16 protein-coding genes are annotated in these 12689 nt (G+C 42.7%); 8 read left to right on the top strand and 8 right to left on the bottom strand.

Annotated features, from left to right (window positions below; all coding sequences use genetic code 11):
* Position 1 precedes the first annotated feature (1 nt).
* From EO131_RS10810 to murI, 5 genes are all read left to right on the top strand, one after another.
* Entirely contained in the window at positions 2-742 is a 741-nt protein-coding gene (locus tag EO131_RS10810; RefSeq protein WP_127021742.1) for an isoprenyl transferase, read from the top strand.
* Positions 714-3392 (top strand): BamA/OMP85 family outer membrane protein, encoded by a 2679-nt coding sequence (locus EO131_RS10805; protein WP_127021740.1) that lies wholly within the window; start codon positions 714-716, stop codon positions 3390-3392. Before EO131_RS10810 ends, EO131_RS10805 begins: the two co-directional genes overlap by 29 nt.
* A gap of 98 nt (positions 3393-3490) precedes the next feature.
* Positions 3491-4327: an OmpH/Skp family outer membrane protein gene (locus EO131_RS10800; protein WP_127021828.1), complete on the top strand. Its 837-nt coding sequence runs from the start codon at positions 3491-3493 to the stop codon at positions 4325-4327.
* Positions 4328-4372: 45 nt separating this feature from the next.
* Positions 4373-4882, top strand: a complete 510-nt coding sequence (locus tag EO131_RS10795; RefSeq protein ID WP_127021738.1) for an OmpH/Skp family outer membrane protein — start codon at positions 4373-4375, stop codon at positions 4880-4882.
* Positions 4883-4971: 89 nt separating this feature from the next.
* Positions 4972-5751: a glutamate racemase gene (gene murI, locus EO131_RS10790; RefSeq protein WP_127021736.1), complete on the top strand. Its 780-nt coding sequence runs from the start codon at positions 4972-4974 to the stop codon at positions 5749-5751.
* Between the two features lie 3 nt (positions 5752-5754).
* Here the strand turns inward: murI and EO131_RS10785 are convergent, their stop codons facing one another.
* Together EO131_RS10785 and EO131_RS10780 are read right to left on the bottom strand one after the other, a co-directional pair.
* Positions 5755-6246 carry a dihydrofolate reductase gene (locus EO131_RS10785; RefSeq protein WP_127021734.1) on the bottom strand — a complete coding sequence of 164 codons (492 nt, stop codon included), beginning with the start codon at positions 6244-6246 and terminating at the stop codon, positions 5755-5757.
* Positions 6243-6635 (bottom strand): 2TM domain-containing protein, encoded by a 393-nt coding sequence (locus EO131_RS10780; protein WP_127021732.1) that lies wholly within the window; start codon positions 6633-6635, stop codon positions 6243-6245. The genes EO131_RS10785 and EO131_RS10780 overlap by 4 nt, the downstream gene beginning before the upstream one ends.
* Before the next feature lie 54 nt (positions 6636-6689).
* Here EO131_RS10780 and EO131_RS10775 point away from each other — a divergent pair, with 54 nt between their 5' ends.
* The gene (locus EO131_RS10775; protein WP_127021730.1) at positions 6690-7769 is read left to right on the top strand and encodes an aminotransferase class V-fold PLP-dependent enzyme; all 1080 of its coding nucleotides are present in this window, start codon (positions 6690-6692) and stop codon (positions 7767-7769) included.
* 156 nt (positions 7770-7925) lie between these two features.
* Positions 7926-8222, top strand: coding sequence for an isoamylase early set domain-containing protein (locus EO131_RS10770; protein ID WP_127021728.1), 297 nt, complete (start codon positions 7926-7928; stop codon positions 8220-8222).
* Positions 8223-8421: 199 nt separating this feature from the next.
* Here the strand turns inward: EO131_RS10770 and EO131_RS10765 are convergent, their stop codons facing one another.
* Both EO131_RS10765 and EO131_RS10760 read right to left on the bottom strand, forming a co-directional pair.
* Entirely contained in the window at positions 8422-8919 is a 498-nt protein-coding gene (locus tag EO131_RS10765; protein WP_164731672.1) for a DinB family protein, read from the bottom strand.
* Positions 8897-9505 (bottom strand): hypothetical protein, encoded by a 609-nt coding sequence (locus tag EO131_RS10760; RefSeq protein WP_127021724.1) that lies wholly within the window; start codon positions 9503-9505, stop codon positions 8897-8899. Before EO131_RS10760 ends, EO131_RS10765 begins: the two co-directional genes overlap by 23 nt.
* A 141-nt stretch (positions 9506-9646) precedes the next feature.
* On the opposite strand from EO131_RS10760, the gene EO131_RS10755 reads away from it, so the two are divergent.
* Positions 9647-9835: a hypothetical protein gene (locus EO131_RS10755; RefSeq protein WP_127021722.1), complete on the top strand. Its 189-nt coding sequence runs from the start codon at positions 9647-9649 to the stop codon at positions 9833-9835.
* A gap of 44 nt (positions 9836-9879) precedes the next feature.
* On the opposite strand, the gene EO131_RS10750 is transcribed toward EO131_RS10755, so the two are convergent.
* From EO131_RS10750 to EO131_RS10735, 4 genes are all read right to left on the bottom strand, one after another.
* A complete protein-coding gene (locus EO131_RS10750) occupies positions 9880-10608 on the bottom strand; it encodes a hypothetical protein (RefSeq protein ID WP_127021720.1) in 729 nt (242 codons plus the stop codon).
* Between the two features lie 111 nt (positions 10609-10719).
* Entirely contained in the window at positions 10720-11382 is a 663-nt protein-coding gene (locus EO131_RS10745) for an HAD family hydrolase (protein WP_164731671.1), read from the bottom strand.
* A 15-nt stretch (positions 11383-11397) separates the two neighbouring features.
* The gene (locus tag EO131_RS10740) at positions 11398-12222 is read right to left on the bottom strand and encodes a thymidylate synthase (RefSeq protein ID WP_127021716.1); all 825 of its coding nucleotides are present in this window, start codon (positions 12220-12222) and stop codon (positions 11398-11400) included.
* Between the two features lie 101 nt (positions 12223-12323).
* Positions 12324-12686: a four helix bundle protein gene (locus EO131_RS10735; protein WP_127021714.1), complete on the bottom strand. Its 363-nt coding sequence runs from the start codon at positions 12684-12686 to the stop codon at positions 12324-12326.
* Between the last annotated feature and the right edge of the window lie 3 nt (positions 12687-12689).

The raw sequence follows: 12689 nt of genomic DNA, 5'->3' as shown, positions 1-12689 counted from the left end.
AATGCACACGCTAGAGGACCTAAACAAGGACAAACTTCCAAAACATATCGCCATCATTATGGATGGCAATGGCCGATGGGCCAAAGAACGCGGCAAGCTTCGTGTGTTTGGACATGAAAACGGGGCCGAAGCCGTTAGGCGGACCGTGGAAACCTGTGTGAAACTCAATTTGCCCTTTCTTACCCTTTATGCATTTTCAACCGAAAACTGGAACCGTCCCAAGGTCGAGGTGGATACTTTGATGAAACTTTTGGTGACTGCGTTGAAAAAGGAACTCAAAAACCTAAAGGAAAAGAACATCCGGCTAAAGGCCATTGGAAAAATAGAATCCTTGCCACCAAAAGTTTACAAGGAACTAAACGAAGTTATTTCAAAAACGGCAAACAATACCGGGATGACCGTTACCCTTGCCTTGAGCTACGGTTCTAGGGAAGAGATAAAAACAGCGGTACAAGAGATTGCGGTCAAAGTTAAAAATAACATAATTTCGCCCGAAAATATTGATGAAGACGTTATAAATACACATCTTTACGCGCACTTTTTGCCTGATGTTGACCTACTTATCCGTACCAGTGGGGAATGTAGAATCAGCAATTTTTTATTATGGCAGATTGCATACGCGGAATTATATTTTATTGATGTATTTTGGCCCGATTTTAATGAGCAGCATTTGGTAGAGGCCATATTAAGTTACCAAAATAGAGAACGACGATTTGGAAAAACAAGCGAACAACTCAACTAAGGTTACCGAAAACCTAATTAGCATATATCTCCGACTATTTCTTTCCGCAGCATTTTTGGTTTTGTCTGGGCAAGGTTTTGCGCAGGAAACTTCTTTTGAGGATGGCAAGCAGTACATCTTGGGTGGATTATCGGTTACCGGTCTGCAGAGCTACAACGAGCAAACGGTAGTAACCTATACGGGATTGCGGGTAGGCCAGCCCATAAAAGTGCCAGGCGATGAGATCAGTGCCGTTATCAAAAAGTTGTGGAGTTTGGAGCTCTTCAGTAATGTGGAGATGTACTACACCAAAATCGAGGGCGATAAAATCTATTTGGAGCTTAATATCTTAGAGCGTCCCACCTTGAACAATGTTACCGTTTATGGCGTCAAAAAACGTAAGGTGGAGGATATCATTAACGATACCGACCTTAAAAAAGGTAAAAAAATTACCGAAAGTTTGATTGCCAATACCAAGAACTACCTTCAGAATAAATACAAAAAGCAGGGATATCTCAATGCCAACGTAAATATTGCTACCGCGGCCGATACTTCAGGGACCAATGTGCAGAACATGGTCATCAATGTAAAAAAGGGCGATAAGGTCAAAATTCGAAGCATCGTTTTTGAGGGGAATGAAAAACTTTCGAACAAACGTTTGCGCAAGTCGTTGAAAAAGACCAAAAAGAAGAAATTTTACCGCTTCTGGAAAAAATCAAAATACATCGCAGAGGATTATAAAGAGGATCTATCCAATTTGGTGGATACATATGCGGAAAGAGGTTATAGGGATGCCCGTGTCATTTCAGATACGTTCATAAAGGTGAACGAAAACAATATCGATCTAAAGATTAAAGTTGAAGAAGGCAATAAGTACTACTTCGGAAATATTGACTTCGTAGGGAATACGGTGTACAATGATCGTGTACTCAGCCAGGTGCTTGGCATCAAAAAAGGAGATACTTATAATGGTGTTTTGCTTAAGGAAAGGGTTGCCGATAATTCCAAACCCGACGCCCAGGATTTGACAAACCTGTATCAAAACAATGGATACTTGTTTTCAAGTATCAACCCCGTGGAAGTTTCCGCTGTCAACGATACCATCGATTTTGAAATCAGGATCATAGAGGGTAAGGAGACGTTCTTGGATCACGTAACGGTGAAAGGAAACGACAAGACCAATGACCATGTAATCTTTAGGGAACTCTACACCAGACCAGGTCAGCGCTACAGCAAGGAAAATATTGTGAGGACCATTCGCGAATTGGGCCAGTTGGGCTTCTTTGATGCGGAGCAAATTGTTCCGGATATCCAAAACCCGAACCCTAATGAAGGTACGGTGGATATTGAATACAGCCTTGTGGAGTCCGGTTCCAGCCAAATTGAACTACAAGGTGGTTTTGGTGGTGGTGGTTTCATCGGTACCTTGGGTCTGTCCTTCAATAACTTCTCCATTAAAAATATATTTAACGGTGAGGCCTACAAGCCGGTACCCATGGGTGACGGACAAACTTTTGCCCTGCGTTTACAGGCCAGTAGAACCTTCCGCGTGTACAGTTTAAACTTCTCCGAACCTTGGTTGGGGGGCAAAAAGCCGGTACGATTTAATTTGTCGTTGTCCCGTACCCAACAGTTTGGGACCTCTTTTGATAGTAGAAACAGAATTGATGTGGACAAATCAAGAGGATTTGCCATTACGGGTGTTTCTGCCGGATTGGCCAAACGAGTGCAATGGCCCGATGATTTCTTCACCATTTCGCATTCGGTTAGCTATCAGTTGTACGATTTCAATAATTATAACAGTGGACTTTTCAACTTTGGTAATGGTAGCTCCAATTCCTTGAGCTATACCTTTGGAATATCAAGGAGTTCCCAAGGTCCCAGTAGGATTTTCCCATTGTCGGGATCTAATTTTGAATTAACAGCCAAGTTTACCCCTCCATATTCTTTGTTCGGATCCAAGGATTTCAAACAATTGAAGAGCGACATTGAATCCACCACAGAGCGTTTGTTGGAAATTGGCCAAACCCCGGGATCTGCTGAGGAGCAATTGGAAGCCGATCAGTTGAGTAGGGATTTGGAGCGTTTGGAAGAGGAACGTTTTAAATTATTGGAATACTATAAAATTAAGTTCAAAGGAGATTGGTACACCCAATTGGTGGATAAATTGGTGTTGCGCACCAATGCCGAATTTGGATTCCTGGGAGCCTACAACCATGATATTGGGGATGTGCCTTTTGAACGTTTTTATGTAGGGGGCGATGGTCTCGGTAACTTTACCTTGGACGGTAGGGACGTGATTCAGCTACGGGGTTATGAGAACCAATCGTTGACACCTTATATCACCAATGCCATTACAGGCCGTTTGGAACAGGATGGGGGAACCATTTACAATAAATTCTCCATGGAACTCCGCTATCCGCTTACGTTAAAACCTACGGCATCCATTTATGCACTGTCATTTTTGGAAGCAGGTAATGCCTTCAACAATTTTAATGACTATAATCCGTTTGAATTAAAAAGATCTGCCGGAGTGGGGCTACGTATTTTTATGCCGGCATTCGGACTCTTGGGGATTGATTTTGGTTATGGTTTCGATACCGATGCCAGGCCAGGATCTACCGGACCAAGCGGCTGGCAAACGCACTTCATCATCGGGCAGCAATTTTAATCAAAGGAAAATACAATTGTGCTAAATTATAAATAACTCATTTTAAATTAATTAGTTATTTTGGCACGATATTTTCTGTATAAAATGCGGAAGTAATGATGAAAACTAAATTTCTGTTGTCATTGGTTGTTTTGATGACCTCCCTATATGGGTTTTCCCAAAGAGGGGTGCGCATCGGCTACGTGGATATGGAGTATATCCTGGAAAACGTAGAGGAGTATAGGGATGCGTCCGAACAATTGAATGCCAAGGCCCAAAAATGGAAACAGGAAATAGAGCTCAAACAAAGTGCCATCGATCAAATGAAAAAAGATTTGATGGCAGAGAAAGTGCTCTTGACCGATGAACTGATCACGGAGCGTGAAGAAGAGATCCAGATTTTGGAAAAGGAAATGTTGGATTACCAGCAAGACCGTTTCGGGCCAAAAGGAGATTTGGTGTTGCAGAAGCAATTGCTGATTCAGCCGATTCAGGACCAAGTATTCAACGAAGTCCAAAAAATCGGTGCCAATAAAAGATACGATTTTATTTTTGATAAATCAGCAGATGTTGTAATGTTGTACTCCGAAAAAAGGCACGATATCAGTGACTTGGTGTTGAGGGAGATAGGACGGACCAGAAAGGTAAGTGCTTCCAATAAAAACCAGGAACTGCAGAGCCGATTGGAGAAGTTCCAGGCCGATGAGGAAAATGCAGATGAAGAGATCAGTGAGGCACTGAGGGAACGACAAGAGCGGACGGATTCCATCCAGCAAGCGAATGCAAAGGCCGCCGAAGACAAACGGGCTGAACAGTTAAAATTGCGCGAGGAACGCAAGAAAGCCTACGAAGAACGAAGAAAAAAATTATTGGAAGAGCGCGAGGCCAAACGCCAGGCCAAATTGGAAGAGCGGAAAAAAGCGCAAGAGGAACAAAAGGATTCAATACCATACTGAATATTGAAACACTAAATTTAACGTCAAAATAAGTAACTAAGAATCATGAAAAATGTTAAAAGGATTGTAGTAGCCCTGGTTTTGTTTGTAGCGGCTACAGGTTTTGTAAATGCACAGAGCAAGGTTGCCCATATCAACGTACAGCAACTTTTGTCTGAAATGCCGGAGATGAAGGCTGCACAGGCTGAGCTGAAGAAACTGCAGGAAACCTACACCGCAGAATTGCAAGGATCCATGCAGGAGCTTCAAAACAAATTGACCCAATATCAAAATGAGGCTACTTCCAAAACCAATGAGGAGAACGAAAAAAGGGCCCAAGAGCTTCAAGGTTTCGAAAAGAACATTGACGAGGCCCGTAACGCTGCTATGCAGGATATGCAAAAAAAGCAACAGGAACTGTTCGCTCCCATTTCAGATAAAGCAAAAGCTGCTATCGAAAAAGTGGCCGCAGCCCAAGGTTTCGACTACGTAATCGATGCAACCCCAGGTTTGAGCTTGATCGTAGCAAAAGGAAAAGATCTTTTGCCCGATGTAAAAAAGGAACTCGGTTTCTAAACCGATCCATGATAAAATCAAAACCGCTTTCTCGTCACGAAAAAGCGGTTTTTTTATGCCATAAAATCAGAAGTCTCTATTTTTAGATCATGCACAGACCCATCGGCATTTTTGACTCGGGAGTTGGAGGAACCTCTATTTGGAAGGAAGTTGTAAAATTACTTCCGGATGAGGATACCCTATATTTGGCCGATAGTGCCAATGCGCCTTATGGTGAAAAATCCAAGCAAGCGATTCTGCAGCTCAGTATAAAGAATACCGAGTACTTGCTGGAACAGGGGTGCAAACTCATCATCGTGGCCTGTAATACGGCAACCACCAATGCCATCGATTATTTAAGGGCCAATTATCCCGTTCCCTTTATCGGAATAGAGCCAGCGATCAAACCCGCGGCATTGCAAACCAAGACCAAGAAAGTGGGGGTGTTGGCTACCAAGGGTACATTGTCAAGCAGTTTGTTCCACAGCACGTCCAAATTGTTTGCCGAAGGCATCACTGTAATAGAACAAGAAGGAAAGGGACTCGTGGAGTTGATTGAGGCCGGCAAAACCCGATCACCCGAAATGCGCAACCTGTTAATGGGCTTTTTGCAACCCATGCTGGAACAACAAATCGACTGCCTGGTATTGGGCTGCACCCATTATCCTTATTTGATTCCGGTCTTGAAGGAGCTGTTGCCCAACAACGTTACAATCATCGATTCGGGTGAGGCAGTCGCACGTCAGACCAAAGCGGTATTACAGGCGAATAAATTGCTTTCTGTTGATGGAAAGGTTACTATGCACCGATTCTATACCAACAAAGGCACGGAAGTCTTAAAAAGCTTGGTGAATGGTCCAAACGTTCAAGTGGCGTACTTGAACTTTTAAAAGTTATTTTCGACGATACGTGAGATAGGTGAAGGCATAATTATGTCGCTCATCCTTTGGATGGCGCTCCTCGTTCACCAATTCCCATTCATTTTTATCAATTTCCGGAAAAAAGGCATCTGCCTCAAAAACACCGTGTACACGGGTCAATTCAATATCGGTGGCAATGGCCATAGACTGTTTATAAATTTCCCCGCCACCGATAATAAAGGCGGTTTCCCCATTTTCCACCAAAGCAATGGCTTCATCAAGGGAGTGGACAATGGTACAGGGGAATTTTGGTACGTAGTCCGTATCCCGGGTAATGGCGATGTGTTCCCGATTGGGCAATGGTTTCGGAAAACTTTCCAAGGTTTTGCGACCCATAATGATCTTATGGCCCGAGGTAATGGATTTGAAACGCTTAAAATCGTCCGGTAGGTGCCAAACCAAGTCGTTGTCTTTGCCCAGTGCATTGTTTTCCGCCGCGGCGGCAATCACGATCAATCGTTTCAATCCTCTTTTTTTTTATTGATGTTGGAAATGGGGAATTCCGTTTCGATTTCCTTTTGGATTTCGGCAATCCGCTGCTTTTGCTTGGCCACCAATTTTTCCCGCTGTTGCCGTTCCCATTCCTGGCCCATGAACTTTTGCGTAACAAACACATTGAAGGCATGCAGTGCGAACAAAAAGGCCCAAATGGTAATGGCCCAAACAAACCAATTGTAGGTATCGCCATATTTGAAGATCTTGTTGATCAAGATCAAAAAAATACTGCCGATCAAAAAAACCACAAAGTGGGTGAACAACCGTTTCTTTTGTTTGATGCGTTTTTGCGCATGTTCCAAAAGTTCGTGCTGCTCCAAATCAATTTCCGGTGTTTTCTTTTTTCCGAATGACAACATGGAATGGCTATCTTTATACACAAAGATAACGCAATTGTATCCAAATTTCCCGTAATGCAAAATCTCAGAAAAAAGTTCCCTGTTCTCAACCAATGTATCTATGCCAATACCGCATCGGCCGGACTGCTCAGCGAAGATTTGATGGAGTGGCGACAAGGCCATGACCTCGATTACCTGATCGGTGGCAGCGATATGAAGAACAAGGGTTTTGCACACATGCCCGAGATCAAGAAAACGGTCGGTCGCTTTTTTGGTTGCCAGCCTGAGCATGTGGCATTGGTACCCAACTTTAGTTTGGGTTTGAACCTGTTATTGGAAGGACTGGCCAAGGACAAAACCGTATTGTTGTTGGAGAACGATTATCCTTCGCTGAATTGGCCCTTCGAAACCCGCAATTTCAAACGGGAGTATGTGACCATTGACCGTAATATGGAGGAACAAATTCATGAGAAGGTGAAATCGGGCAACATAGATGTCCTCGCCTTGAGTTTGGTACAATGGGTAAACGGCGTTCGGATCGACCTTGATTTTTTAAAGCAACTGAAAATGGACTTTCCCAACCTGATCATTATTGCGGACGGCACCCAGTTTTTGGGGATGGAGCCCTTCCATTTTGAAGACTCGGGAATCGATATCTTGGGAGCCAGTGCCTACAAATGGTTATTGGCAGGGTATGGCAACGGATTTTATTTGGTAAAGGAAGGGGTTATGGACCAGTTCGAGCTGAAGGGCATCGGCAATGGATCGGTGAACAATGATGCCTCCCAACGGAACAATATATCGTTCTGCAAATATTTGGAACCCGGCCACTTGGATTCCTTCAACTTTGGCAGCCTCGAATTTGCCCTCAATTTTTTGGACGAGATCGGCCTCGAGCACATTCAGGCCCATTTGAACAAATTGTCCAAAAAAGCCATGGAAACCTTTAATGGTATGGGACTGTTGGAGTCCTTTGTGCCCGAACGCAAACAGCACAGTACCATATTCAACATAAAAGGAGATAAGGCCCTATTTCAAAAATTGGCAGCGGAAGAGGTGGTGGCTTCTCCCCGAGGAGGTGGAATTCGATTGAGTTTTCACTTTTACAACACCGAAGAAGAAATCGATGCCATTGCCAAACTCCTAAAGCGGTAAGGTTATAAATACCGTATTGGGAAAATACGCAATTCAATTTTGATAAAGTAATCCTATTGTTAGGCGCATTTTATCAAAATGACAAATCGCACCTAACTAATTGTAAATTAATGGTTTTATCTCTTGCTTTGTACCGGAATTAAAATTTTTGGTACCATGGCAATTAAAAAACAATACCTAAAGAGCAAGCCTGTTTGCAAAGTAACTTTTTCAGTTCCTGCAGAAGAGGCAAAGACCGTTGCAGTAGTGGGGGATTTCAATAAATGGAACCCTAAAGGCAGCACCTTGAAGAAATTGAAGAACGGAACCTTCAAAGGAACGTTCGAACTTCCTGTTGAGAACAGCTATGAATTTAGATATTTGATCGACGGTAGCTACACCAACGAGGCCGAGGCCGATCGTTTCCAGTGGAACGACTACGCCGGCGCTGAGAATGCCGTTTTGGAAGTGTAACTTATTAGAAAAAAATAATTTTAATGTACCGCCATTGGATCGCTCCGATGGCGGTTTTTTTATTCTTTGGCGCCGTTCAAGTATTTCAATCCTTCCTAAAGTGTCGGTAGGGTGCCGTGCGGTGGTTTCCTGCTCGAAGTAATCATGTTTTACCTGCAAAGCAGTGCCCAATCGTGCCCGCAGAAGGGCCCTAAATCTACTACTTCTTTTTTTCCAAAAGTTTGATGACGATGCCCAACTGTCCCAAATGATACACATCGTGGTGGAGCATTCCATTGACTAGGAAACTATACGGATAATCGCCCTTAAAATCGGTATCGTAATACGTTTGGGAAAGAAAAACATCCTCCTTGTCCTCTAGCAAGGCGATAAGTTCGGACAAGGTGTCGTCATATTCTTTTTTGATGTGGTCCCACCCTTTTAGTTGTAAAATATCGTTCGACAACCAATTTTCTGGGTCATCGTCCGTTTTGCTGCCTTGGCCGGTTTTAATTTTCAACAGGGCCTCCCGGCGCCAAAAGGTAAGGTGCGAAATGATCTCCGCTACACTGTGTAGGTTCTCCAGTGGACGTTGAAAGACAAGGGTTTCATCCAAATCATTCAGCTTATCGGCAAAGGAATTGCCCATCCAAGGTTTACCTGCACGGATTTCCTTGAGTTGTTGGATGATATATTCAATGATTGGTTTTCTGTTCATTGGTGAGTTTCGAAACATACATTTTCTCCAAGGTATGCAATTCTTCCTTATTTGGAAATTGAAGTTTCAAGTCGGTCAAAAGTTGATGACCCTCAATACATCCGGAGCCTTCAAATTTGCAGTAACTGCCATATGCCAAGGCCAATCGGTAATTCACAGCGTACTCATTCGGGAATATTTTTTTGGCCAATAAATATTGAAAAATGGCATTATGCCAGTGTCGCTTTTGCAACCATTTGTCACCATCATTGACGTAAAAAAGGTATTGTTCGGTTTTTGATTCCAACTCCTTTTGAGCATAAAGTTTTTCATTCCTTTTAAAGGAATCGTTGAGTTGAATACCTAATCCCAATACAACTATTAAAATGATGGATGCTGCAATACACATTTTAACAAAATGCTTTTGGTTTTCGGCTTCTATTTTTTCTCGAATGGCTTGTCGTTCCCTTTTTGAAAGTGGTCGGGAATCCAATTTTCCTTGGGCATACGTTCGGTACTCCTTTCTGAGTTTTTCAAAACCAAACCCACGTTGAAAAGGATTTCGTTTTCGGAGCAATTTTTGGTTGTTCCGAAGAATTGTTATCATACTTTGTATGCTTCCTTCGCCTGCCATTTTGAATAATTCAATTCTAAATATTGGTATGCGGAATGCACAGGTTGTTACAAATGAAACTTTGTCATAATCTGTTATGACCCTTTATCTGTTAAAGGTGGTTACATTTGAAACATGACCCAAAAAGCACAAAAATTCATGGCTTTGTTCGAAGATGCCTACGGCTCTCCAGCCGAACTGGCCAATATATTGGACTTGGGTTTGGAAATGCTCTTTTATGTGGAGGAAGGTGCCTTTTCCCAAAGGGAACTGCAACGGGTGGCGGGGGCGTTGCGGGATATCAATGGGGTTTTGAAGGCTTGACGGACAAATCAGTTTAAAAAACGATTTTGATTATAAAATGAGGACTAACGATTTTTTATTAACCTAACAATTTCAACGTTGTCAAGATATTGTAAGGTGTTAGCATCGAAAAATTCTTTGGTATACCTGCGTTCTATGGTCATAACACTATCGTTAATGTCCAATATCTTCCAATCATTTTGATATCCCACAAAATCAGTATGAAGGTGTTGTTTCATGTTAAAATAAACCAGGGAATTATCAAATCGAATCTCGGTGGAATCGATGCCTAGGCAATAACTCATGATTTTGTTTTCGAAAATTTCATAGTATGGCGGCCATAGAGTATCATGATCAGGTATACGGGCTGGTGGAGGTGGTATTTTGGAGTTTTCAATCCCTATCCATGGTTCTTCAGTCCATTTTCCCAAAATATTTTCTAGTTTCCACTTAGGATGTTGTTCTTTCAATATCAATTTGGTTTCTTTTTCTCCAATACTATACCCGGTTATTGTTGAATCATTTTGTTGATGTAATAAAATAATCAAATGACCTAAAACCAACGCGTTAGAGTCTTCAAATTTGATCAATTTCCATGGCTGATTGTACGCATGGAATTCAAATAAATTGCATGTAGAGTCCAGAAACTGAATGGTTAGATTTTCATCATCATCTTCAGGATATAAGATGAAAGTTTTGCCGTTAAGAATTAAATCTTGTTTAGAATTCTCTTTTACGTTACTTCTATTACATGAAAAAATAAGTAATATGAAAATTGGAAGAATATTTTTCATCTAAAAAGTAAACTAGTTTGTTAGTAATGGTAAAAGGAATTTTACTACCGTCACCAAATTAGATAAAAAAGCTACAATTCCCATCTTAATTGTGGGAGTAACACTAATAAATTAATAGCTAAAATTTATCAACCCCCTATCAAACCCATCAAAGTGGGAAATGATGGGCAGGTCAAAATCCGAATAATCCGAGTTGGTGGAGTTCACGATGACCACATGGCCCACTTGGCAGTTGAGCGCCGCCTGTACCCCGGAGTGAGAGTCCTCAAAAATGATGGAGCCTGTTTTGTCCACACCCAATCGTTGGATGGCCCTATCAAATAGGTCGGGGTGTGGTTTTCCCCGTACGGTGCCATCGTCGAACACAATATGCTCCTCTTCAAAATAGTCCAACAAATTGAATTTATCTATAAAAAAGTCCACGTTGGATTTCCCGGAGGCCGTGGCGATGGCCCTAGGAATGTTATTGGCTTTTAGATAGTCCAATAGATCCAGCGCACCGGGTGCCAGTTCCATATTGTGTTTCAGGCATTCATTGCGGTACAGCACCTCTTTTTCCTCGGAATACTGATGCACTTCCTCGTCGCTAAAAGGCCGTTTGAAAAGGATTTCAAGCGTATCTTTCCCGTTGCGGCCATGAATGTAATCCCGTTTTTGCTGTTCGGTCAAAAAAATATGGTGCGCCGCCAAATATTCATCCCAAGACTTTTCCTGGTATTCGGAATCCCAAAACAGCGTACCGTTAAAGTCAAAGATTACTCCATTTTTTTGCATAAGCAACATTAAGATTTACACCGCAACCACCCCTTTAATATGTGGATGCGGGTCGTAGTTAAGTAGTTCAAAATCATCAAAAGTGAAAGCAAAGATGTCCTTCACTTCGGGGTTGATTTTCATAGTGGGCAAGGGTCGGGGGTCACGGCTCAATTGCAATTGTACCTGCTCCAAGTGGTTGTTGTATATATGGGCATCACCAAAGGTGTGGATGAATTCCCCGGGTTGGTAGCCACAAACTTGGGCCATCATCATGGTGAACAGGGCGTATGATGCTATGTTGAACGGTACCCCCAAAAAGATATCGGCACTGCGCTGGTACAGCTGGCACGACAATTTACCGTCCGCCACATAAAATTGGAAAAAGGCATGACAAGGGGGGAGGGCCGCCTTTCCGTTGGCCACATTTTCTGCGAACGAAACGGAAGTGTCTGGCAGTACGCTGGGGTTCCAGGCGGAGACCAGCATACGACGACTGTTGGGATTGTTTTTCAAGGTATCCACCACTTCCTGGATCTGGTCGATTTCCTCGCCGTTCCAATTGCGCCATTGGTGACCGTACACCGGACCGAGGTCGCCATTTTCATCGGCCCATTCGTTCCAAATACGAACCCCGTTCTCTTGCAGGTATTCGATATTGGTGTCCCCTTTCAAAAACCACAGCAGTTCATAAATAATGGACTTTAAATGCAGTTTTTTAGTGGTCACCATGGGGAATCCATCCGAAAGGTCGAAGCGCATTTGATAGCCAAAAACGCTCAAGGTTCCTGTTCCCGTGCGGTCGGCTTTTTGGTTCCCGTGTTCCAACACGTGTTTAAGAAGGTCGTGGTATTGTTTCATAATGGGTTAAAGGTAAATGGTTAAGGGAAAAGGGACAATAGGGCTGGAAGCAGATTTATGAAAACTTTATTAACGGGTAAGATTGGGTCAAGGGTGAAGGGTTAGTGGTGGTTGGATAAGTTGAATTTTATAAGTGAAGCAATCCTTCGTTGCAGTCTTTGAAGTTTTTTGATGGAGGACTTCGTTACTTCGGGAGATAGAAAGTTCAAATCTTCACAAAGTAATAGATGGGTTTCCAACTCGAAGGCTGAGCCTAAACTGATTTGTAAAAATCGGACAAAGTCCTTCTGGGAATATTTGCTGCAACCCTCAGCTATATTGGCAGGAATAGAAACAACACACCTGTTGATTTGGGAAATTAGGCCGTATTGCTCTGAACTAGGGAGTCGTTTGGTAGTGTTGTAGATGTCTTTCACCAACATTCTGGCTTCTTTCCAGACTTCCAATTCTCGAAAATTTCGCATAGT

Origin of the sequence: Flagellimonas beolgyonensis (assembly GCF_003992615.1) — a bacterium.
Taxonomy (GTDB): Bacteria; Bacteroidota; Bacteroidia; order Flavobacteriales; family Flavobacteriaceae; genus Flagellimonas; species Flagellimonas beolgyonensis.
Note: the sequence above shows the minus strand (reverse complement) of the source record. Positions and strands in the feature narration are given on the sequence as shown.